The sequence below is a fragment of the Shewanella marisflavi genome (assembly GCF_023283925.1).
In the GTDB taxonomy this organism is placed as follows: domain Bacteria; phylum Pseudomonadota; class Gammaproteobacteria; order Enterobacterales; family Shewanellaceae; genus Shewanella; species Shewanella marisflavi.
This window is the reverse complement of record NZ_JAKIKX010000004.1, coordinates 103,764-124,931: the sequence shown is the minus strand read 5'-3', so window position 1 is coordinate 124,931 and position 21,168 is coordinate 103,764. Positions and strand designations below refer to the sequence as shown.

Below are 21,168 nucleotides of genomic sequence, written 5' to 3'. Positions count from 1 at the left end.
ATCCGGCTCAGCCAATAATCATAATAAAAGCGGCTGGCTTAGGAGAGGTGCAAGGCACTGCCTAAGTCGGCCATCATAAAATAAGGTTCTTGTTTAAATGAATCCAACTACCGCAAACGAGCAGCTTTCACCTTGGCCATGGCAGGTAAGCGACAGCAAGATAAGCTTTGACAGCGCCACCATGGCGAGCCAGCTTAAAGATTTCAGCCGCGCCTGCTATGTGATCAACGATGGCGACCAAGGCGTAGGTATCGCCACAGAGGCCAGCCTGGCGACCGGCGAGCAGGCCACAGGTCACCCAGTCAGCGCCTTCACCCCGGCACTGGGCACAGAGAGCCTGGGCGACAGCAACTTCCGCCGGGTTCACGGCGTCAAATACGCCTACTACGCCGGCGCCATGGCCAACGGCATCTCATCGGAAGAGTTAGTGATCGCTCTGGGCAAGGCGGGGATCTTATGCTCCTTTGGCGCGGCAGGTTTGATCCCAAGCCGGGTCGAGCAGGCAATCGAGCGTATCCAAACCGCGCTACCTAATGGCCCCTACATGTTTAACCTGATCCACAGCCCCAGCGAGCCCGCGCTCGAGCGCGGCAGTGTCGAGCTCTTCCTTAAACACAAGGTACGCACAGTAGAAGCCTCGGCCTTTCTGGGACTGACGCCGCAAATCGTTTACTACCGCGCCGCTGGCCTGAACCGCGACGCCAACGGTCACGTCATTATCGGCAACAAGGTGATTGCCAAGGTGAGCCGCACCGAAGTCGCCGAGAAGTTTATGCAACCTGCGCCCGTCAAGATGCTGCAAAAGCTGGTCGATGAAGGCCTGATCACCCATGATCAGATGGCGATGGCTCAACTGGTGCCCATGGCGGATGATATCACCGCCGAGGCTGACTCAGGTGGTCACACAGACAACCGTCCTCTGGTGACTCTGCTGCCCACCATCCTGGCGCTTAAGGAGGAGATCCAGGCCAAGTATCAATATGAGACGCCCCTGCGCGTGGGTTGTGGCGGAGGCATTGGCACCCCAGATGCGGCCCTGGCCACCTTTAACATGGGCGCCGCCTACATAGTCACAGGCTCCATCAACCAAGCCTGTGTCGAGGCTGGCGCCAGCGACCACACCCGTAAGCTGCTGGCCACAACCGAAATGGCGGATGTCACCATGGCTCCGGCCGCAGACATGTTTGAGATGGGCGTTAAGCTACAGGTCGTCAAGCGTGGCACCCTGTTCCCTATGCGCGCCAATAAGCTGTATGAGATTTACAGCCGCTACGACTCGATAGAGGCGATACCCGTTGATGAGCGCGACAAGCTGGAGAAGCAGGTGTTTCGCGCGAGCCTGGATGAGATCTGGGCCGGTACGGTTGCTCACTTTAATGAGCGCGATCCCAAGCAGATAGAGCGCGCCGAGGGTAACCCCAAGCGTAAGATGGCGCTCATCTTCCGCTGGTATCTGGGGCTGTCTAGCCGCTGGTCAAACACAGGTGAGCAAGGCCGTGAGATGGACTACCAGATCTGGGCAGGCCCCGCACTTGGCGCCTTCAACCAATGGGCCAAGGGCAGCTACCTGGACGACTACAGCAAGCGTCACGCGGTGGATCTGGCCAAACACCTGATGTATGGCGCCGCCTATCTGGCGCGTATCAACGCCATCAGCGCCCAAGGGGTCAAGCTACCGGCCGAACTGCTGCGCTACAAACCCCTTGAGCCACTGGCTTAACGCTTCTCTTCAGCCATAAAAAAGCCACCCTTGCGGTGGCTTTTTTATGGCTGACTTTTACATCTGACTAATGTGCGCGCTCTCTGGGGATTAAGCTCAGACTCGCCTCTATCTCAGCAGGAAGCAGCGGCGTAACTGCGCCGCGAGCATATTCACCAAATCCAGCGCGGTAATATTTCGACAAGGGATGACCAGATTGACCGCCTGGTATCGTCATGATGGCGCGCTCTTCATACCCTGGCTGCACGATAAAGCGCTGGGAGGCGCCAAAACTTTTGCGCTGCACTGCTGGCATAAAGGTGTCACCAAAGCCCGCCACCTGAGGCATATCTAGGAAACGGCTCAAGAGCGGCATCTGACGGCTAAAAGGATGCTGTATCGTCAGGGTATTAACCCGCCCCCAGTTGAGCGCGCTCAGCTCGCCATCGTCACTGTACTGGCTAAGCAGCTTATCACGGGCGGCGACATAGCTGGCAATCACTAACTCATCCCAGCTGGCGACCTCTTTGGGTAGCCAGTCGCTGGGCGCTTGTTTGAGCAGTTGCCAGATACCAGGCTCAAGATAACGTTTTAGCACCGCCAGGCTCAGTTGCTCCTTGGCCAGCTCGGCTTCGATGGGGGCAAAGGCGCTGTTAAGGATCTGACTGCGAAACGCTTTTACCAGAGTAAAGCCGACAGACTCGGCGCAGGCGCAGCCCTGCCAGTCTCTGATCTGTACTATATCCTTGGCAAAGCGCTTGGGCTCACGCATCAAAGCATCTAACAGATAGCTCTGCCAGGGACGATAGAAGCGCGCCTCGTTATCGAGCTGAATCCGATAAAAATCGCCCTCATCGAACTTCTCCTGCTCCAGCAATCTGTCACGGATCTGCGCGCTTCTGGCCCCCAGGGCATAACCACCATCGCCGAAACGCTGCGCGTCATGGGTCGACATCACTCTGGCGTTGGCACTCCATAACCGGCCGCCGGGCGGATCCAGACGCGAAGGCAACTCGCTATCCCTTTGCTGCCACTTCGCCCATTCAATCTGCTCGCTTGTTAGTGTGATATCACTGGTCAAGGTTCTGGCGGGCACGGCACCCGCCAGCTGCCATCCGGCGTGACCTTGACTGTCGGCCAACATCAAATTCTGCACCGGAATCCCAAAGCCGCTGGCCAGTGCCAGTCCCTCGGGCACGTTATCGACCAGCTCCAGCGCCATCAGCTCCATGTTGACCGCATAATCCTGATGGGCCACCCAGGCGAGCGCATAGGCTTGATCGCCTTTTTGCAGCACCGGGCCAAAGCGCGACAGCTTGATGGCAAAGTCCACTTCCCCCTTTGGTAGCTTGATCGTCTCGTTGACCACCTCAAGCGACTCGTCACTGTCCAGCGCCACCCAATCGGCGGTGTCGATATAGGCATTGGTAAAGCCCCAGGCCAGTTTACCGTTGCTGCCCACCACTATAGCTGGCGCGCCAGGCAGCGACACCCCGGTGACCTGCACGGCATTGCCCTTAGCATCAGGATAGTTAAGCTGCGCCCGATACCAGATGATGGGCACGGCAAAAGAGAGGTGCATATCATCGGATAACATGGCACTGGCGGTGTGGGTCATCTCACCGGTAACCGCCCAGTTGTTACTGCCCACCTCAATCGGCTCATCTATCATCAGCGCCAGGCGCTGGGCCAAAGAGGTGTCAGCCAAAGAGGTCATACTCGGGACAGGCGGCGGATCAGAGGGAAACAGACTGTTATCCAGCGCCGCCTGATAATTTGAGGTCTGGGTAATAAAGGCGCGCATTTCGCTGCCGAAGCGGCGCTCGATATGATCTAGAGTCAGGTCACGCTTGAGGCTGTTGCCTTGCAAGTCCAGATACATGCTGTAGATCACCAGCAGGCTGTCGGCAGGTTGCCAGGGCGCAGGCTTGGCGCGGGTCAGCAGATACTCGAACGACTTAAGGGTCTGCGCCGCCAACGCCTGATTGACGCCATCGGCATAGCGTTGCAACAACTGCTGCTGAGCCGTAGGCAGTTGCCCATAGATACGCTCTGCGCGTTGACGAAGTTGATGAAAACGGCGCGACTTATCCAGCGCCAAGGCAGGCTCACCAAATAACTCGGCCAACTCACCGGCTGAATTTCGCCTTAGCAGATCCATCTGAAAGAACCTGTCCTGACCATGGGAAAAGCCCAGTGCAAAGGCGACATCCTGGCGATTCTCACCATGGATCACCGCGGTGCCAAGGCGATCTCTGTCTATGGTCACCTTAGCCGCTATCTTGCTACTGCTCACCTCGCCAGACAACTTAGGCAGACTTAAATGAAGCGCCACATAAACCGAGATAGCAAGCAAAAAAAGTAAAAAGAGAAATGTAACTAATAGAGGTTTTATTATTTTTATCATGAAGTAACGTCAATCCTTGAACCCAGGCCACTACTATAGCCAAGTTAGGTTAAGGTTAACAAGCAAACAAACCTCGACATCCCAAGGTGCCATTCGAGTTAGTCCGCGATACCTGTTAACCTTGCTTCATAGTTAATCATCTTTTAAACCTATGGCAAGACCCAACAAGAAAGCACCGGAGCGCACGGTCGAGATCTTTTGCGCCAAATGCAAGTCCAGGCTGTTTAAGTATCGTAAAGGGGGTAAAGGCGCCTTGGTAAAATGCTTTAAGGAGCGGATTATCGAGGACGATACCCATACTCCCTGTCACTGCCCCCAATGTGATCAGTGTTTTGCCAGAGACACGCTGATACGCGGTGTTCCAGCGTTTAAGATCATTGGCGGTAAGGCATTGATGAAATAGTTAAACCAAGAAAAGATTTAACATAAATGCCACTTTATTATGGCAAGATCTAAGGCTAATATATAACGCAGGATGAACGGACAGTCTCTCGGGGAATACATTCCCGGGAAGGTGACTAAAGGATGAGTATGAATTCACTAATTAAGGTATGGAGCGCCACCCCAGAGCTGTTAAAACCTCTTTTAGCACTGGCGGTACTCGGATTATTAGGCATGACGGCATTTTTTTTTGGCCAACTGATCGGCCTGTTGCTTTACCAAAGCTAACCTGATTGAGCAAATTGACTGGCGCCAAGACTGTCAGCCTTGGCGCTCATGACCTTAGATCAGACTATCCTTTGTTCTGCATAAAATCTTCACTGAAATCGGTAGGCCAGTATTTATAACCTTGCACCGTTGCCTGAGCTGCTGCCCCCAACAGGTTAACCTGATAGGTTTTTACGCCATCGACATCCACAGATTGATTGGCAGACACTTGCTCATCATTTTCCTTATATTTCGCACTGGCTTCAGCCTGTGCCTGTCCCTCATAGCCTGATTCTTTAAATCTTTGCAGAGCATCTCGCTTCATAAAGGCTTGTACAAAGGCAACCTGCTTCCAACCTATACCCGCGCCAACGCCCCCAGTTGCGAAACGGTAGTAACTGCTTTTACCACCCTCATTAAGTACACAAACTCCGCCGCCAGTCGACAAGGCAAACAGGTAGCTATTACTACCAGTGCAAACCACATGGGCAATTGAGTTAGCTACCGCTTTTTTTGCACCAGGATGCTGAGCATAGATGCTGCCTAGAGCCTCTTGTGTCTCCTTGCGAGCATTAGCTTTCTTCGCCTCAGGCGTATTACCCGTTGCGCACCCGGCAACAAGTGTTACTCCAATAAAGGCCATAAGTATTTTTTTTGTCGAAAATGTAAACATAACAACTCTCTTTTAACGCGAAAACCCAACACATAAAACAAACTTAACCAATTGATAAAAAAGGGAAAGAATGGATTTTATAAAGGGCGTAGTATATTCAGCCACAGCGTCATTGCAAACCAAACATTCAAATGTGAGAGCTCGGGGCCAAACCTATCGACTTAGCTCGTAGATAAAATCAAAGCACGGGAATAAAGAAATTGCTGGCATAAGACAAACGTGAATGAGTAACCCAAACTCAGGAAGCTCAAGACAGACTCCCTCTAGTGCGCGACATTTTGTCTCGCCACCAGTTTAATTTAGCGATCCGTGCGACAAAGTCTAACTTATCTCTGTTCGGGCAATTGCTGCTGCCCTTATCTGATGATTTGATATGGCATTCAATGAGTAATAGGGAATTTTCTTCATGAAGTATCAGTGGATTCTGGGCACACTTTTCATTGCTGGCTCCGGTTTTAGCAGTCACCTCGCCGCACACGATGCCGCAATCGAATTTCGCGCCGCAGGCAGCCTAAAGGCCGCGATGACGGAAATAATTAGCGCCTATCAAGGCAAGACTCACGCAGTGGTGACAGCAGATTTTGCTCCCTCTGGATTGCTGCGAAAGCGGATCGAATCTGGCGAAAAGGTCGATCTGTTCGCCTCAGCTAACATGAAACATCCAACAACCCTGAGTCAGGCATCACTGAGCGGCCATGTGGTGATGTTTGCCCGCAACAAACTCTGCGCATTAGCCCAGCCTGAGATTGAGCTCAGTAGCGATAACCTGCTTAACCAGATGCTAGATAACAAGATACGCCTGGGCACCTCAACCCCCAAGGCAGATCCCGCTGGCGACTACGCCTTTAAAGTGTTTGAACGGGCGGAGCAGGTATCTGTCGGCGCCCAGAAACGGCTTGAGGCAAAGGCGCTGCAGCTAACGGGCGGCCCTGACAGCGCCAAGCCTCCCAAGGGGCGTAATCCTTATGCCTGGGTGATGGAAAACAAACGGGCGGACATTTTTCTGACTTACTGCACCAATGCCGTACTGGCCCAGAAAGAAGTAAAACCTCTTAACATAGTGCAACTGCCCGACCATTTGAGTGTGGGGGCTAACTATGGCTTGACGGTGATCCGAGAAGCACAGCCTCACGCTGCCGAACTGGCGCTATTTATTCTGTCGCCTCAAGGGCAAGAAATTCTGGCCAGTTACGGCTTCGATACACCAACCCTCCCCTAACTCTTTAAATCTGGCCGGGAATTTCACCTCCCGGCCTTTAGCCCTTGGCTGCTAGTGGTTAAACAGATCGATCGCCGCCCGGCTCATCGCCTGTACTCCCGCCTCCAGGCTCACCGGATAGTCGGGCGCAAACTTACTTGAGTGCAGTGAGGGCAAAATCGCACCCGATGCCTGACTGGCAGCATAGTCATCCGCAGGCACCGCACCTAGCCAAAACAGGGTAATGGGGCGCTTCTCTGGGGTTAGACCATACAAGCCAAAATCTTCCCCAGCCATCACAGGCGACGCCTCCCAGACATTGTCATCCCCGAGCTGCTTAGCAATACTCGCCTTCACCAAGGCGGTTTGATCCGGGTCATTATAGGTCGAAGGAATGCTCTCCTCTTGATGCACGTAAACGTCTGGCCACTCGGCCTCGTCCAGTCCTGCACTGCTGGCGATCCCCTGAGTAAGGCGTTTGATGGCGGCGATCTGCTGCTCACGCACCTTAGGATCGTAAGAACGTAGCGTAAGTTGTAACTTTACCTCGTTGCCTATGATGTTATGTTTCGAGCCACCGTGAATTGAACCAACAGTGATCACATTGGGTGCCAAGGGAGACACCTCGCGGCTGACGATAGTTTGCAGCGCCAGCACAATGCGCGCCGCTAATACCACAGGATCGACCGTTGTATGCGGATAGGCACCGTGACCACCACGCCCCTTGACACTGATATCCACAGAATCGACATTCGCCAGGGCATAACCCGGGGCGATGGCCACCTTACCAGCAGGGACAGAGGCACTGACATGTAGCCCCAGAATATGATCAGGAAGTGGGAACTGACTAAACAGTCCCTGTTTCAACATGGCTTTAGCCCCGCCGCCCACCTCTTCGGCAGGCTGGGCCACCAGCATCAAGGTCCCCTGCCATTTATCCTTTGCCTTGATCAGCTGCTGAGCCGTCCCCACCAGATTGGTCATATGCACATCATGGCCACAGGCATGCATCACACCAACTTGATTGCCCTGTGCGTCTAGAGTGGTGACCTTAGAGGCATAGGCTTTACCCGTCTCCTCGACAATGGGTAAGGCATCGGTATCGGCGCGGATCATCACGGTCGGCCCCTTGCCGTTGCGATAGATGCCTACTACGCCATGGCCACCAAAATCACGGGTAACCGACATCCCTAAAGCATCAAATTCGGCGGCTATTCGCGCCGAACTTTGCTGTTCGTGATAGGAAAGTTCAGGGTGTTGATGCAGCTCGAGATAGAGACTGGAGAGCGCCGGCATGGCTTGCTTGACCGACTGCGCCAACTCGTCGCCTTGCGCCCAAAGGCTAGGGCTCACAGTGAGAGCAAACAGGGCGCCCAATAAACTGGGCTTATGGATGATTTGGCCTAACATTGTTAACTCCCTTGCCGAAAAATGGTCCTAAAGAGATCCAGCATAACCACTCTTTGCCATCAAACCAATCTGTTAGCCATGAATTAGCAGGCAAAGCGCCACAGCAAAGAAAGGCTTACCTTACTCTCCCTTGCCATTTGCCTGGCAAATCGGTAGTTTCTTATCCCTGTACTCGGACACACCTACGTCCAGCTGGTCATAAGAATAATGAAAGGACTTATTGATGGGGAATATACTTTGGGTCGCCTCCTATCCCAAATCAGGCAACACTTGGGTTCGTGCGTTTCTTGAGAATTACATTCAAAATGCCGAGCAAGGGATAGATATCAACACAATGCACACTATCTCGACCGCAGAGTCAGCAGCGCACCGTTTTCAAGCCCATCTTCAGGACGGTCGCAAGACAACCGATCTTAGCCTGGAAGAGATCTGCGCCTTGAGACCAACAGTGCAGGCCGATATCGCCAGACAGGCCCACGGCACCACCTTTGTAAAGACCCATAACTACCTGGGAACCTTTAATGATCACCCGCTGCATAACTCCACGGTTACTTCAGGTTCCATCTATATCGTGCGAAACCCCTTGGATGTGACGGTATCTATGGCTAACTACTTTGGTTACAGCCTAGATGAAACCATCGCCTATATGGCGGAAGAGATGACAGGCACACCCAACGAACCCGAAAACGTGCCCCAGGTCATCACCTCCTGGTCGATGCATGTCTCTAGTTGGACTCAAGATCCCGAAGACGCCAAGCTGATCCTGCGTTATGAAGATATCTTAGATAACCCCAAGAAGGTGTTTCGCAAAATAGAGTCTTTCCTCGGGCTAAAGAAGGACCCCAACCGACTCAAGAACGCCATTAAGCACTCCTCATTTGCCCAGCTCAAGGCTCAAGAAACCAAGCGAGGATTCGTCGAAAAACATGAAAACGCTAAATCCTTCTTCCGCCAGGGCAGTAAGAATCAGTGGCGTCAGGTATTGAGTGATGAGCAGGTCGCGAAAATCGTCGAGCATCACGGCGAACAGATGGCCAGATTTAAATACTTACCGGGTAAATAACGCACTCAATTAAGCCGAACAAACACAAAAAAACGCAGCCCTTGGCTGCGTTTTTTACATCATCCTCTCGGACTAGAACTGGTAGTGCACGCCCAGATAGACATTGCCCCAATCGCTTTCAACCTGCTGTTCAAGCCCGCTGGCATCAAGATCTGTATAGAGCATCTCGTAGGCGATACGAACATTGACGCCATTTTTAAACGCCATATTAAATCCTGCTCCCCAGAGCCAGCCATCACCATCATAGTCGAGATCGGCATCGACCTTAGTGGCCGCCATTCCCGCCTTGATAAACATCGAATAGGTATTATCAAAATAGTGATGAAACTTAGCGGCGAGCGATAGTTGATTGGCCTTCACATCACCCACATCGACAAAATTATCGGTAAGCACATAGGTGCTCTCCAAGGCGAAGTTTTTACTGAAGTAGTAACCGCCATAGAGACCGTAACTTACGGCTGACTCGTCAAAATCTCCCGCCTCAAGCTGGGAATACCCCGCCATGGCCCCTAAGTAATATCCCTTGATATCGGCAACCGCCATCGCAGATCCTGATGCGATAAGGCTTGCCAAAGACAGTGCCAGCAAAGATGCGCGCTTCATGCTTCCCCCGGAAACGAAACATTTACAAGTAGCTAACATACTAGACCAAAAATCGCATAAAATTAAGTCTTTAATTCCACCTCGTGCAAAATACCGCCATGGGGTTAACTCACCCAAATCTGATCAAGTGACAGGCCATAAAAAATGCAGCCTGAGCTGCAAATTTTAAATAGGACTCAGCCATAGGATAGTGGCTGGATCGGCAAGAGGTTTACTGCTCCTCATCCTCGGCAGGCTTAGTAAGACCCTTATTGCCAGAGATCATTGCAGAAACCAATCCTGGCTGATGCTTTAGCTCGGCAACGATCACCCCTGCCACATGAAGGGCTATCATCAAGATCAAAAGATAAACACTATACACATGTATCTCACCAGCCAGTGACTTAAAAGGTTTTAAGGTCGCGACTTTTTGCGCATCGACGCCAGTATCGTCATAGGGTTTAATGCTGGCACCATCCACACCTGGCTGGGCGATATACTCGCTGATCGCGCCGCCCAATGGTGGATAATAGATATCGGTTCCGGCGCGCACCAATCCGGTAAGCATTATGGTCACCAACAATAACATCATGGCAAATATCGCCAAACGCCCCATAGGGTTATGGCCTAAATACTGAGGTGACTGCCCTTTAGCCAGCTTGGCCTTATACTTGGCTAACCCCTTGAGATCCGGCAAGCATTGACTCAGCCGAGCACTCTTGCTGCCAATAACCCCCCAGATCAGCCTGATGGTGAGGTTAACCGCAAACAAGTAACCAACCCAGACATGCAGCGTCTTCAAGCCTATCTTAGCCTCGAGTCCGCTGATGCCTATTTCACCCTTAAATAGCATCACAAAGCCGATAAAAATCATCGTCATAACCAATGCAAGATTAACCCAGTGAAAAATACGCGTGGGTTTGTCCCACACCTTGTATACCTTCACCTGTTCGGCCCTAATCTCTTGTGTCATCGTCTCCCCCATTTCACAGACGTGTACCTAGTGATTGGTAATATACGCCTGTCATGGGCAAAATTTTGTGAAATTTGCTTCATTCGCAGGCTAAATAACCACAGTATTTTCATGATTATCTAGCCTTGTCCGATTGGTTTAGCCGAGTATTGGATTCAGTGATTAAATGAGCTAATGAACAAAAGGCGCCCACTAGCCCTGCTGGCGACGTCTGAGATAAATCATGCCCACGACTCCCAGCAAGCTCGCCAGCCATCCCATCGAGAGACTACCACCACTCACCACCACTTCCTCATCGACAAAATATTGGTCGCGGTCGGCGCTTTCTAGCGGCAAACCATAGAGATCATCCACATCGTCGCTGCTGATGGTCGCCACGATATCGCTGTAACCCACCTCATAGAGATCAATCAACACGTCATAATGATCCGTTGGATAGCCAGCATGTAATGTGGTTAACACTTCAAAGTCATCGTCACTGGCATCATCCACAATAGTGAATACATCAGTGGTGTGGTAGAGCTCCCAAGGCCCGCCATTGCGGCTCAGATAGAGATCGGCATAAACATTGGCATGCTCGCCCAGATAATAACTATGCACGTCGGCATCGAAGGTCACACTAAAGGTGCGATAGAAGCCGTCATAGTCAACATCTTCAAACAGACGACTACTGGCCTCGTAGATAGCAAATTCATGGTAAATCCCGGCCTCGAGCCGCTGGGCCGACGACTTTAACGTCTTACCGGCGACTTGTGTCGATGCCTGGCGCTCGGCAATCACCTGATCACGGGTCTTGCGCTGCGCCGGTGTCACCGCTTGTAACTTAAGCTGTTCGGCGCTTGCCTTTTGGGTGTCAGTCATCACCTGTGCGGCGCGGCTAAAACCTTGTGACAACGTCTGCTGATCTTGTGCCACACTGACCGATGCAGAGCTTACCCAATCATCCGCCGCCATCACAGCGCTACTGCCCAGCATCACGAGTAGGGCCGCTGTCTGCACAGCATTTGCCAGCTTTCCCAGGCCAACGCGAGAGCTATCCGCCGTGGCCGCACTATTTTCAATCGTGAATCTGTTCATAATCAATCTCCATCAAATGGCTTTCGCCTTGCTTAAGGCCATTAGAAAGGATTGAAAATGAACATAAGCTGAACATTAAAAATTAACCGATTCAATAAGATGGAGACAATGACAGCATTCAGGTAGCGTTCATCTGGCGCTAGCCATAATGCTTGCTAACCTTTGCCCGCAACCTCTTAACTCACATCGCGTTTGAAGGCATATGTTTCTTATTTTTATAGGATCTTTTACACTGTTCGGAGAATTCAACACAGGTGATTTTGATGAAAACAGCCTTAATTTTGCTCGCTACCCTTTCGCTGATATTGCCACTGCAAGGGCATGCCTCTGGCTTGGGCATATCGGCGTCGACGAGCAGCATGTTAATCGCTGCTCAAAAAAATACTCATCAAAATCTAAGAGTTAAGAATCGTCAGCAGGCAACACAGATGGTAAAGGGACGCTATAACGCCAAAGTACTCAGCGTACAATCGACGCGAGTCAACGGCAATCCCGGCTACCGCGCTAAATTGCTCAGCCAAGATGGTGTCGTCTTCTATGTCGCCATCGACGCGGTTACCGGGCAGATGCGCAGGCAATAGCCTGAATAACAACAAAGGACACGCTAATGCGATTACTACTGGTTGAAGACGATTTAGCCCTGCAGGAAAACTTGAAGCAGCACCTGCTCGATGCCCACTACACCTTAGATATCGCCAGCGATGGTGAAGAGGGTCTGTTTCAGGGTCAGGAATATCCCTATGACGCAGCCATTATCGATGTCGGTTTGCCTAAACTAGACGGTATCGCCCTCATCGCACAACTTAGGCAACAGGGCATAGACTATCCCATACTGATACTCACCGCCCGCGACAACTGGCAGGACAAGGTTGAAGGGTTAGACGCTGGCGCCGATGACTATCTAACCAAGCCATTTCACCCCGAAGAACTGATCGCTCGCCTCAAGGCGCTGATCCGCCGGGCGGCAGGCAAGTCCAGTCCCCTAATCCAAAATGGCCCCTATTCCCTTAATACCAGTAGCCATGAGATTAAATTTGGCGAACAAAACGTGAGTCTAAGCGGCTCAGAGTACAAGCTATTTGAGTATTTCATGCTGCATATCGGTGAAGTGAAGTCCAAGAGCATACTTATCGAACATATCTATGATCAGGACTTCGATCTCGACTCCAATGTTATCGAGGTCTTTATCCGCCGCCTGCGCAAAAAGCTCGACCCAGACGGTCAGTATGGTCTGATTGAGACCCTGCGTGGCCAGGGCTATCGCCTCAAACCACTGGACAACGACAACTAAGCCGAGGCCATTGCATGAGCAGTCAGCGAGCCCCACAGGGCAAACTTAACTCCCTCAGGGTTCGCCTGATCATCAGCGCGCTACTATTGATCCTGCTGCTGTTACCCACCATCGGCTTTACTCTTAATAACGCCTTTAAACAACAGGTGCTTAATAACGTCAATGAGCAGCTGAGCGCCTACCTCTATTCGGTATTAGCCGTGACTGAGATGGAAGACGGCAAACTCTATATGCCAGAGGCGCTGCTGGAAAATCAATTTAATGTTATCGGCTCTGGCCTTTATGCCATTATTGTTCGTCAGAACAATAACCTAACTGCTAGCGACCGCCAGGGCGACGGCGCAACTGACAATGCCCTCCTTTGGTCATCTAATTCTTTTCTTGGCCTTAGCCTGACAGCACCACTGCCACACCCTAAGGTGGGACGCAGCGAATTTGGCAATATAACGGTGGACGGCAAACCCCATCTCATCTACAGCTTTAGCGTGCGCTTTGCCCCGACTGAGCCGCAATCATTAAGCGCCCCTATTACCGTCCACATCATCAAAGACTTGGCTGGTGTCGAGCAGCAACAACAGGCCTTTAGTCAACACCTCTGGACCTGGCTGTTTATCTTGACGGCCGTCTTGCTGGCGACCCAATTTGCCTGGCTGGCCTGGACACTAAAACCCCTGGCCCGCTTTAAAGAGGAGCTTGGACAAGTACAGCGCGGCGAGGCGCAGCAGCTCAGCGGTCACTACCCCAACGAATTGCAAGATGTGGCCAAACAGCTCAACACCCTACTCAGTACCGAGCAGCGCCAGCGCAGCCGCTATCGTAATGCGCTTTCTGATTTGGCCCACAGCCTGAAGACCCCCTTAGCCGTGATTCAAAGTCAAAAAGATCTCAGTGCGACCTCACAGGAACAGGTGAGTCAGATTAACCGCACCATAGGCCATCAGCTCAAACGGGCGCAGAGCGCGGCTGGTAACGCCTGGCATCTGGGGATTAAGGTCAATCAAGTCTCAGATAAACTGCTGCGTACATTGGTCAAGATCCACCCTGATGTGCAACTGAACTATGGCAAGGTGCCTGATAACCAAGATATCTTTTATGGCGATCAGAGCGATCTGACCGAGATGTTGGGTAACCTGCTGGATAACGCTTGTAAAGCCGCGCAATCACGAGTCGAACTCAGTGTTGAAAGCCGCTCAGGCAAGCTCATTATCAGCGTCGAAGATGATGGGCAAGGCATTAGCCCGGCTCAGCGGCAAACCATCTTAGAACGGGGAAAACGCGCCGACACTTATGCGAAGGGACATGGTATCGGGTTGGCCATAGTGCGTGACTTGGTGGACAGCTATCAGGGCTCACTATCCATAGATGAGAGTAAGAGCTTAGGTGGCGCCAAGTTTGAACTCATGTTTGAACAACAATTTGCGAGTTAATGCTGGCCTAAAGTTAGCCTCAAGGTTTGCTGGCACAGCTCAAGGTTAAGACTCCGTATGCTGTTGGCTATTGTCTTCAAGCATCTTGGGCTCGAAATAGACCAGTTTTTGCAGTCCCTCTCGCTTAGACACGTACATGGCAATATCGGCATATCGAATCAAGGTTTCACTGTCTTGGCAGTCCTGAGGCACCAGTGCGGCACCGAGACTGAAGTGCAGCGGCAGCTCTTCCCCTTGGTAACTCAAGCTACCTTGCATTTTTGCGACGACCCCAGCTAGGGTTTTATGAACTTCCTCTACGCTGCTCATATCACTGAGCAAGATAATAAACTCGTCACCACCGTAGCGATAAATACCGTCGCTGCGCCGCAAACTCTGGGTTAGTCTTGTTGCCAGCACTTTCAAAAGCTGATCTCCGCAATGATGACCATGCTTATCGTTTATCTGTTTGAAATTGTCGATATCCAAAAACAGTAATGCCAAAATAGTCTCTTTGTGCAGCGCCTGCTCTATCGCATGGCTTATGTCTTTAAACAGACAGACCCTATTACTGACTCCCGTGAGTTCATCGAGATGCGCCTGTTTATGCAGCTGCTGATGCTTTTGAAATACGGCTTCGCTCATTTTGTAAAATGATGACATCAAGTAACCGATCTCGTTGTTGGGCAAGAAATCGGTCAGGTGTTGACGTTCCCCCGCCTCCATTCGCTTTGTGGCATCGACTAATTTAGTTAAGGGGGCAAACAAATCTTTTCTGATCAGCACAAAAATTGCCAATGCCAAAAACAGAGTCACTATGATTTCAATGATAAAAACGGTCCTAATATCACTTCTCACCTCGCTGAGCTCGGCCACACGAATGTCGAGTAAGCGCTGCTCTTCGCGATTAAAATCATCTATATAATGACGAATATTATCCATATATTCTTGGCCCAAATTACTGCGCACCAGTGCCATAGCAGCAACTTGGTCTTGCTCGTGAAGCGCTAATGACTCTTTTAACTCGGCTATTTTAAACTCCACCTCTGCGCTCAAGCGCCCTAACAGTTGTTGCTGTTTCAGGTTGTCCTGGGTGAGTATTGTGAGCTTATTCAGCAAGTCGTCGATGGTGTTAAGCGAAAGGTTATAAGGCTGAAGATAATGCCTTTGGCCCGTGAGCAGATACCCCCTCTGCCCCGTCTCGGCATTGGCCAGCGCCAATAAAAGCTGATCTGAGTAGGACAGCAAGTTATGGGTATGATTAACCGAACTCAGTTTTTGCTCACTCTTTTGCTCTAAAAAGTAAGCCATGAATATATTGGCAAATACAAATAGGAATAACAGCGTCAGCAAACCTAATAGTTTTTTCTGAATACTCACCTAGCACCCGCTCTCCGTCTGCCCCATAATTCTCTCCCTCAGGGGGATGATGTTAGTTATTTTACCCCAGTTTACCTTGGTTTTTTTATATCATTAACACACCGAATCATTACCGCTAATAAGCTGATATGATTACAACTATAGTTGCTTTTCGTGTACTTCGCTCTTCGCTTTTCTCCATCACATGGCTGACGTCGACCAATAGGTATCTCAGGAATAAAATAGCCTTCAGCTAATGTTCATCTTGGGCGGTTTATCATCTGATCAAATCCAATGACAGATAAGCCTAGGAGACGTTATGAAAAGCATCAGACAATGGACTTTGCTCCTGCTCTTTGCCGTTTCACAGTCACTGCTTAGTCCTTCAGTATCGGCACTGGAAGGGACGCAAGATGCTGCTCAGGAGATACAGTTTAGCAACGCCGAGTTAGCACAGATGCTGGCTCCCATCGCACTATATCCAGACAGTTTGCTCACCCATATTTTGATTGCTTCCACCTACCCGCTTGAGGTCGTTCAGGCCAAGCGTTGGCGTGACAAGCATCAAAACTTAGACAGCGCTGAAGCAGTCAAACGCGCAGAGAAGCAAGATTGGGATCCCAGCGTCACCGCTTTGGTTGCCTTTCCCGATGTGCTGCAACGCCTGAGCGACGATCTAGAATGGACCCAGAAACTCGGGGATGCCTTCCTGCAAGACGAGGGGCGGATTTTAGATAGCATTCAAGGCCTGAGACAGCAGGCAGAAGAGGCCGACGCCTTCGATGAGATGAAAAATATGCGCGTCACTAAGGTCAATCGTCAGATCATCATAGAGCCGGTGCAGCCGGAGGTGATCTATGTGCCTTACTATGACACCCGCGTGGTCTATGGACACTGGCACTGGTATAACTACCCACCCGTTTATTGGGCCTATCCACCGAGCTATGGTTACTATCGCCCTGGGCATTTTTCAAGCCACTTTTACTGGAACAGCGGGATTCGCATCAGTTTTAACTTCTTTTTCAGTGCCTTTAGCTGGAGACACCGTCACATTGTGGTAACTCACCATCACCATACGGCGCACTATCGTCCCCACAAACGCATAGTGACTAGTCACGGCGCACAGCGCTGGAACCATAAACCGGCACATCGACACGGTGTTGCCTACCGCTCGCCTAAGGTCAAGGCTCGCTATGGTCAATATCGCCCAAACCGTTATGATGTCAAGCAGCACAAAAATGTCGGACGCCATGACAAAATGAATCCGGCTAAACATCAGGGCTCAGCGCAGATCCAAGCACGTCGAGAGCAAAACTTTAGCCACAAACTAAGTGATACTCGTCAGCACAAGGTCACTCGCGCCGATAAACATCAGCAGCCGACCAAATACTATGAAAAAAGGGACAAGCTCAACCTAAAAGGCGAGCCAAAGGCCGACCGAGCTTCGGGCATTAAAGCCAGGGATTGGTCACATCAGAGCCAAGGGCAAAGGGATAAGAGCCTTCAGCGTGATAAGAGCCCTCAGCGTGATAAGAGCCTTCAGCGCAACAACAGCTATCAGCGTGATAAGAGCCTTCAGCGCAACAACAGCTATCAGCGTGATAAAGGGCTTCAACGCGACAAGAGCCATCAGCCCAATAACTTTCAAAGAGAAAGGAGCCATCAGCCCAATAACTTTCAAAGAGAGCGGAACCCTCAGCCCAACGCCTTTCAAAGAGAGCGAAGCCCTCAGCCAAAGAGCTATCAGCGAAATACCAGCCATCAGTCCACACAGGCCCGCGGCGCAGCGTCTCACAGCCAGCAAGGTCGTATTAAACAGCGAGATCACTAAAACCAACTCAGGCGGCGAGCTAGACTCGCCGTCATCTGTCTGCTCACCCACCTGCCAAAGTCAGCCTTCCTGCTTCGCCAGTCGCTCACATGCTTCGCCAAATACTGCTCGCAGCCCCCAAATAATGCGGGTGAGATAACGTGACTCCCAATAAATTGTCGACCTAACAAGGCTAGTGATTCCTTCACCAATGGCTTTGACAGGTAGCAAAAGGCCTCGGCTTCAACCCATAGAAAAACTAGGCTAAACTCGGTCTTTATTCTGAGGAGAACTTACCCATGTCCACTCGTGTTTTTGTGATAGCCCAGTTTCGCCCCAAGGCGGGCAAGGAAGCCGAACTCTTTGAAGTACTCAAGGCACTGGAGCCCGACTCATTGCGGGAACAGGGGTGTATTCAGTACATTCTCACCCGTCAGATAGACCATCCGAGTGCCAGCCGCACCGACTATCCTATCGTCTTCAACGAGATCTGGGCCGATGGCGAAAGCTGGGCGGCTCACGGTCGTCGCCAGCAGATCACGCACTTCTTTGAGACTCAGGTAAGCTCCCCCGCCGGCTTAGTGGATGATGCCATAGTGACTGCCTATACCGACGAGGGCTATGAATATGACGCCCCGGTATTTGTCTAGCAATTTGACTAATCCAAAGCAAACCAGCCTAACCCAAACAAAAAAACGCAGCCAAGGCTGCGTTTTTTAATGGCTTTCTGTATTAGTTAGCCACACCAGTCGCGGCCAGGTTTTGCGCCGACCAGAGGGTCGCACGAGCCTGACTATCCAGACCATTGGTCATACGGGCTACCTGATCTTGGGTGAAATTGGCATATTGATCTGAGTAAGCCATAAAGTTCTGCCAGTTGATGGTTTGGCCCATGCAGTTCACTACGCCGCCATCACCTGGGTTCATCTGCCAGCTGTTTTGCTGCGGCGTGTCACAATTCTCATCGCCTGTGGTATCACAGCGACGCTCCATGCCACGCTTACACCCACCTTCGAAGGTATGGATCAGATCCAGGAAGTGACCGAACTCATGAGTCAATACTGAGCGGAAGTTCTCATCGGTATTGCTCCCCAAATAGGCGCCGTTGTAGGTCACACGTGCCAGGCCTTCATTGGACATGGTGGAGTCCGGATACCAGGCCACACCTGAGTTATTGGTGACACCATCGGCATAGAGATCGTTCTGAATGTAGACATTCATATACTTGTAGTTATCCCAATGATCCCGTTTCACGTCGGAGCTTGAGTAGTTGCCCGCCCCAGAAGACGCCGGATGATAGATGATACCGGAAGTGGGATTACCATTAGGATCGATACTAGCTAGGCGAAACTCGATATTGAGCGCCTGCTTTACCCCCTGGAATTCGGGATCGATATCGGCAAAATCCGCTGTGCGTCCCTGAAAGTCTTCATTAGTCTTGTTAAGCGCATCAATGATCACTGCATCGTTGACTGTCTTGCCATTGAACTCTGTTCCATAGACATGAAACACCACCGGAATCACATAGTTTGGTGTCGCCGACAGCGCCAGCGCTTGGGGGGTATCCCCCAGCTCTTCGAGAGCGTCGCTACCAGGCTTAGCCATGGCACGCTTACGCTCAAACAACTTGGCATGGCGCGCCTTAGCCTCATCTAAAGCGGCGGGGAAATTACGATAATGCTGAGCATTGATCTCGCCAGCCTTACAATGGTCGGCAGCAAATTCGGGTTGTTTGGCGCTCACACTGGCAGGGCTCGTTAACAGGGCGGCCAAAATGGCTAATGTAAGTTTATGGGTCATGTTATTAGTCACTCTTATTGTTAGGTTTTAGGTTAATTAGCCATATCCTTGGCGTGTTAGCTTCCCTCCAGACGAATAACAACATTACCCGTGAGATAAAATATTCTGTATACAATATACCCAAATAAAAACAGGTGTAAATCAAAAATGTGAACAAATTGTAAAGTTCACAGGAGTGCAACGCCTGCTCACCAGCTTCATCTCATGCCCTTAAAAAACGGCTGCTTAGACAAATATCATCCTGCAAACAATCTTTTAATAGCCAGAAGCCCTAAAGAATCATCCGCTTACAAATTAACTCGCCTTCACGGTAACTGACGCGGCTAACGCAGCCTCGCCTCTCCTGATGACAACTACAATTGATCACCTAAGTAAGGAGATACCGACCTCCAGGTGTCGGCAACCAGTGAGGCAAGACTATGAGTGATGCCACGCTTTATGAACGTCTTGGCGGTGAGACTCAGATAGCCAAGATAGCGACAGATATTTTTGATACCCATGCAGACAATCCCGATATCGCCAGCCGTTACCTCAATTCAGATCGTCACGCCGTAATAGAAAAGGTGACGGAGTTTCTCTGCGCCGCAACCGGCGGGCCACAGGAATATACGGGTAAGAGCATGATTGAGACGCACAAGACCATGAACATCAATGAAAAGGAGTTTTTAGCCGTATTGGACGACATTATGCTGGTGTTAGATAAACATCAGGTGGGACAACAAGAGAAGCAGGAATTACTGCTCGCCGCCTACTCGCTTAAAGGCGAAATCATCGGCCGATAACCCGCAATGACCGATAACCTAAATCGATAGGTTATCGGACGCGCGCTGCTAATAGCCCGTCTGCTCTCCCGCCCTGGCCCTAAGCAGCTTAAACTTATGATATCCCAGACGTCTGAGACGGGTGAGGTCAAAATCTACCATGCCCTGCATCTCACGGGCCTTGAGGTCTTGCGAACATTTAAACTCGCCACCATTGCCCTTATTAAACTTAGAGATAGACTTGTAGCAGGTGCGAGCCGGACAGGTATAAGCACATCCTGCGTTGGCGAATAGACGGATACGATCTTTATGTTGCAGCGCGCTCAAGAACGCCTCGTCATCATTGAGTACCATGGGCAAGACCACAGTGTCATAGAGTGTAAGCGCCTCCTCAAGCTGCTCGGCCTTGGTCAAATTTTTAATCACACTGGCTTCGATGTCATAGTCGGGAAACTCCTGCTTAATCCAATAAGCCAGGTCGTCATTGGTGCAGATGATTGAGTTGCGTTTGTGATGATATTTGGCCAGCAAGGATCGATTGGCGTCAAATTCCTCCTTAGTGGCAAAGTGGTTGGTAAAAGGGATCCTGATACCAATATTGTTATCAGCCAACAAGCCTACGTCCCGCTCAGACAACTGTCGCATCAGATAAAAACGGCCACCATATAGGCTAGAGCGCTCCACAAAACCAAATACGCTCTCTACCTGGGCCAGCGGCACTGCACCAAAGTGTTGCCTTAAAAACTTCATCACAGATTGGTGATCGGCCTTGCCCCTGGCCGACACGGTATAGGTACTCTTTGGCGTTATGCTCTCACTGCCCGCTAGCTCGTCGCTCATATCATTCGCTTTATTAACCTTTAGATAACAAAACAATATAGAGATCCCCTACTACAGGCTCCTTGATGTAGATCAAACCATAATGACAGTCCCTAAATTGCCTGAGCCGCAATATAGACATTTACTTTTTCCTAGCCCTAACGATATGATGCAAAAGCATTAAACAAATGT

General features: G+C 50.8%; 20 protein-coding genes. 11 read left to right on the top strand and 9 right to left on the bottom strand.

The genetic code is table 11. The features are described from left to right. Nucleotides 1–97: 97 nt before the first annotated feature. Nucleotides 98–1,720, top strand: a complete 1,623-nt coding sequence (gene pfaD, locus L2712_RS10195; protein ID WP_248977728.1) for an eicosapentaenoate synthase subunit PfaD — start codon at nt 98–100, stop codon at nt 1,718–1,720. A 67-nt stretch (nt 1,721–1,787) separates the two neighbouring features. Here the strand turns inward: pfaD and L2712_RS10190 are convergent, their stop codons facing one another. Next, on the bottom strand, nt 1,788–4,106 hold the full coding sequence (locus tag L2712_RS10190; protein WP_248977727.1) for a penicillin acylase family protein: 2,319 nt from the start codon (nt 4,104–4,106) through the stop codon (nt 1,788–1,790). Between the two features lie 151 nt (nt 4,107–4,257). Here L2712_RS10190 and L2712_RS10185 point away from each other — a divergent pair, with 151 nt between their 5' ends. Together L2712_RS10185 and L2712_RS10180 are read left to right on the top strand one after the other, a co-directional pair. Then, entirely contained in the window at nt 4,258–4,509 is a 252-nt protein-coding gene (locus L2712_RS10185) for a hypothetical protein (protein ID WP_088904188.1), read from the top strand. Nucleotides 4,510–4,637: 128 nt separating this feature from the next. After that, nucleotides 4,638–4,775: a hypothetical protein gene (locus tag L2712_RS10180; protein WP_157704951.1), complete on the top strand. Its 138-nt coding sequence runs from the start codon at nt 4,638–4,640 to the stop codon at nt 4,773–4,775. 64 nt (nt 4,776–4,839) lie between these two features. Here L2712_RS10180 and L2712_RS10175 read toward each other — a convergent pair whose 3' ends face one another. Beyond that, nucleotides 4,840–5,427: a lipid-binding SYLF domain-containing protein gene (locus tag L2712_RS10175; RefSeq protein ID WP_033537526.1), complete on the bottom strand. Its 588-nt coding sequence runs from the start codon at nt 5,425–5,427 to the stop codon at nt 4,840–4,842. A gap of 406 nt (nt 5,428–5,833) precedes the next feature. Here L2712_RS10175 and L2712_RS10170 point away from each other — a divergent pair, with 406 nt between their 5' ends. Further along, nucleotides 5,834–6,646 (top strand): molybdate ABC transporter substrate-binding protein, encoded by an 813-nt coding sequence (locus tag L2712_RS10170; protein ID WP_248977726.1) that lies wholly within the window; start codon nt 5,834–5,836, stop codon nt 6,644–6,646. Nucleotides 6,647–6,697: 51 nt separating this feature from the next. On the opposite strand, the gene L2712_RS10165 is transcribed toward L2712_RS10170, so the two are convergent. Continuing rightward, nucleotides 6,698–8,035, bottom strand: a complete 1,338-nt coding sequence (locus L2712_RS10165; protein ID WP_248977725.1) for a M20 metallopeptidase family protein — start codon at nt 8,033–8,035, stop codon at nt 6,698–6,700. A gap of 223 nt (nt 8,036–8,258) precedes the next feature. On the opposite strand from L2712_RS10165, the gene L2712_RS10160 reads away from it, so the two are divergent. After that, nucleotides 8,259–9,098: a sulfotransferase domain-containing protein gene (locus L2712_RS10160; protein WP_088904185.1), complete on the top strand. Its 840-nt coding sequence runs from the start codon at nt 8,259–8,261 to the stop codon at nt 9,096–9,098. Nucleotides 9,099–9,170: 72 nt separating this feature from the next. Here L2712_RS10160 and L2712_RS10155 read toward each other — a convergent pair whose 3' ends face one another. From L2712_RS10155 to L2712_RS10145, 3 genes are all read right to left on the bottom strand, one after another. After that, nucleotides 9,171–9,701 carry an outer membrane beta-barrel protein gene (locus tag L2712_RS10155; protein ID WP_088904184.1) on the bottom strand — a complete coding sequence of 177 codons (531 nt, stop codon included), beginning with the start codon at nt 9,699–9,701 and terminating at the stop codon, nt 9,171–9,173. Between the two features lie 211 nt (nt 9,702–9,912). Next, nucleotides 9,913–10,653, bottom strand: coding sequence for a cytochrome b/b6 domain-containing protein (locus L2712_RS10150; RefSeq protein ID WP_248977724.1), 741 nt, complete (start codon nt 10,651–10,653; stop codon nt 9,913–9,915). A gap of 192 nt (nt 10,654–10,845) precedes the next feature. Continuing rightward, nucleotides 10,846–11,730, bottom strand: coding sequence for a choice-of-anchor H family protein (locus L2712_RS10145; RefSeq protein ID WP_248977723.1), 885 nt, complete (start codon nt 11,728–11,730; stop codon nt 10,846–10,848). 263 nt (nt 11,731–11,993) lie between these two features. Between L2712_RS10145 and L2712_RS10140 the strand changes: the two genes are divergently transcribed. The 3 genes from L2712_RS10140 to L2712_RS10130 are packed head-to-tail and all read left to right on the top strand — an operon-like array spanning nt 11,994 to nt 14,448. Beyond that, the gene (locus L2712_RS10140) at nt 11,994–12,311 is read left to right on the top strand and encodes a PepSY domain-containing protein (RefSeq protein ID WP_198387130.1); all 318 of its coding nucleotides are present in this window, start codon (nt 11,994–11,996) and stop codon (nt 12,309–12,311) included. Nucleotides 12,312–12,337: 26 nt separating this feature from the next. Next, a complete protein-coding gene (locus tag L2712_RS10135) occupies nt 12,338–13,021 on the top strand; it encodes a response regulator transcription factor (RefSeq protein ID WP_088904182.1) in 684 nt (227 codons plus the stop codon). A gap of 14 nt (nt 13,022–13,035) precedes the next feature. After that, nucleotides 13,036–14,448 carry an ATP-binding protein gene (locus L2712_RS10130; RefSeq protein WP_248977722.1) on the top strand — a complete coding sequence of 471 codons (1,413 nt, stop codon included), beginning with the start codon at nt 13,036–13,038 and terminating at the stop codon, nt 14,446–14,448. A 45-nt stretch (nt 14,449–14,493) separates the two neighbouring features. On the opposite strand, the gene L2712_RS10125 is transcribed toward L2712_RS10130, so the two are convergent. Next, nucleotides 14,494–15,807 carry a diguanylate cyclase domain-containing protein gene (locus L2712_RS10125; protein WP_248977721.1) on the bottom strand — a complete coding sequence of 438 codons (1,314 nt, stop codon included), beginning with the start codon at nt 15,805–15,807 and terminating at the stop codon, nt 14,494–14,496. A gap of 298 nt (nt 15,808–16,105) precedes the next feature. Here L2712_RS10125 and L2712_RS10120 point away from each other — a divergent pair, with 298 nt between their 5' ends. Next, on the top strand, nt 16,106–17,617 hold the full coding sequence (locus L2712_RS10120) for a DUF3300 domain-containing protein (protein ID WP_248977720.1): 1,512 nt from the start codon (nt 16,106–16,108) through the stop codon (nt 17,615–17,617). Between the two features lie 278 nt (nt 17,618–17,895). Beyond that, complete coding sequence (locus tag L2712_RS10115) at nt 17,896–18,246, top strand: putative quinol monooxygenase (protein WP_033537517.1); 351 nt, start codon at nt 17,896–17,898, stop codon at nt 18,244–18,246. Nucleotides 18,247–18,328: 82 nt separating this feature from the next. On the opposite strand, the gene L2712_RS10110 is transcribed toward L2712_RS10115, so the two are convergent. Further along, nucleotides 18,329–19,396 carry a M43 family zinc metalloprotease gene (locus L2712_RS10110; protein WP_248977719.1) on the bottom strand — a complete coding sequence of 356 codons (1,068 nt, stop codon included), beginning with the start codon at nt 19,394–19,396 and terminating at the stop codon, nt 18,329–18,331. Between the two features lie 419 nt (nt 19,397–19,815). On the opposite strand from L2712_RS10110, the gene L2712_RS10105 reads away from it, so the two are divergent. Next, nucleotides 19,816–20,178: a group I truncated hemoglobin gene (locus L2712_RS10105; protein WP_088904177.1), complete on the top strand. Its 363-nt coding sequence runs from the start codon at nt 19,816–19,818 to the stop codon at nt 20,176–20,178. A 48-nt stretch (nt 20,179–20,226) separates the two neighbouring features. Here the strand turns inward: L2712_RS10105 and L2712_RS10100 are convergent, their stop codons facing one another. After that, nucleotides 20,227–20,997 (bottom strand): hypothetical protein, encoded by a 771-nt coding sequence (locus L2712_RS10100; protein WP_248977718.1) that lies wholly within the window; start codon nt 20,995–20,997, stop codon nt 20,227–20,229. Between the last annotated feature and the right edge of the window lie 171 nt (nt 20,998–21,168).

Bases quoted from the DNA above. Each gene is read 5' to 3' on its own strand.
- L2712_RS10110 (WP_248977719.1), bottom strand. From the start codon at position 19,396: ATGACCCATAAACTTACATTAGCCATTTTGGCCGCCCTGTTAACGAGC.
- L2712_RS10135 (WP_088904182.1), top strand. From the start codon at position 12,338: ATGCGATTACTACTGGTTGAAGACGATTTAGCCCTGCAGGAAAACTTG.
- L2712_RS10100 (WP_248977718.1), bottom strand. From the start codon at position 20,997: ATGAGCGACGAGCTAGCGGGCAGTGAGAGCATAACGCCAAAGAGTACC.
- L2712_RS10175 (WP_033537526.1), bottom strand. From the start codon at position 5,427: ATGTTTACATTTTCGACAAAAAAAATACTTATGGCCTTTATTGGAGTA.
- L2712_RS10150 (WP_248977724.1), bottom strand. From the start codon at position 10,653: ATGACACAAGAGATTAGGGCCGAACAGGTGAAGGTATACAAGGTGTGG.
- L2712_RS10120 (WP_248977720.1), top strand. From the start codon at position 16,106: ATGAAAAGCATCAGACAATGGACTTTGCTCCTGCTCTTTGCCGTTTCA.
- L2712_RS10165 (WP_248977725.1), bottom strand. From the start codon at position 8,035: ATGTTAGGCCAAATCATCCATAAGCCCAGTTTATTGGGCGCCCTGTTT.
- pfaD (WP_248977728.1), top strand. From the start codon at position 98: ATGAATCCAACTACCGCAAACGAGCAGCTTTCACCTTGGCCATGGCAG.
- L2712_RS10185 (WP_088904188.1), top strand. From the start codon at position 4,258: ATGGCAAGACCCAACAAGAAAGCACCGGAGCGCACGGTCGAGATCTTT.
- L2712_RS10170 (WP_248977726.1), top strand. From the start codon at position 5,834: ATGAAGTATCAGTGGATTCTGGGCACACTTTTCATTGCTGGCTCCGGT.
- L2712_RS10105 (WP_088904177.1), top strand. From the start codon at position 19,816: ATGAGTGATGCCACGCTTTATGAACGTCTTGGCGGTGAGACTCAGATA.
- L2712_RS10180 (WP_157704951.1), top strand. From the start codon at position 4,638: ATGAATTCACTAATTAAGGTATGGAGCGCCACCCCAGAGCTGTTAAAA.
- L2712_RS10130 (WP_248977722.1), top strand. From the start codon at position 13,036: ATGAGCAGTCAGCGAGCCCCACAGGGCAAACTTAACTCCCTCAGGGTT.
- L2712_RS10190 (WP_248977727.1), bottom strand. From the start codon at position 4,106: ATGATAAAAATAATAAAACCTCTATTAGTTACATTTCTCTTTTTACTT.
- L2712_RS10145 (WP_248977723.1), bottom strand. From the start codon at position 11,730: ATGAACAGATTCACGATTGAAAATAGTGCGGCCACGGCGGATAGCTCT.
- L2712_RS10160 (WP_088904185.1), top strand. From the start codon at position 8,259: ATGGGGAATATACTTTGGGTCGCCTCCTATCCCAAATCAGGCAACACT.
- L2712_RS10155 (WP_088904184.1), bottom strand. From the start codon at position 9,701: ATGAAGCGCGCATCTTTGCTGGCACTGTCTTTGGCAAGCCTTATCGCA.
- L2712_RS10115 (WP_033537517.1), top strand. From the start codon at position 17,896: ATGTCCACTCGTGTTTTTGTGATAGCCCAGTTTCGCCCCAAGGCGGGC.
- L2712_RS10140 (WP_198387130.1), top strand. From the start codon at position 11,994: ATGAAAACAGCCTTAATTTTGCTCGCTACCCTTTCGCTGATATTGCCA.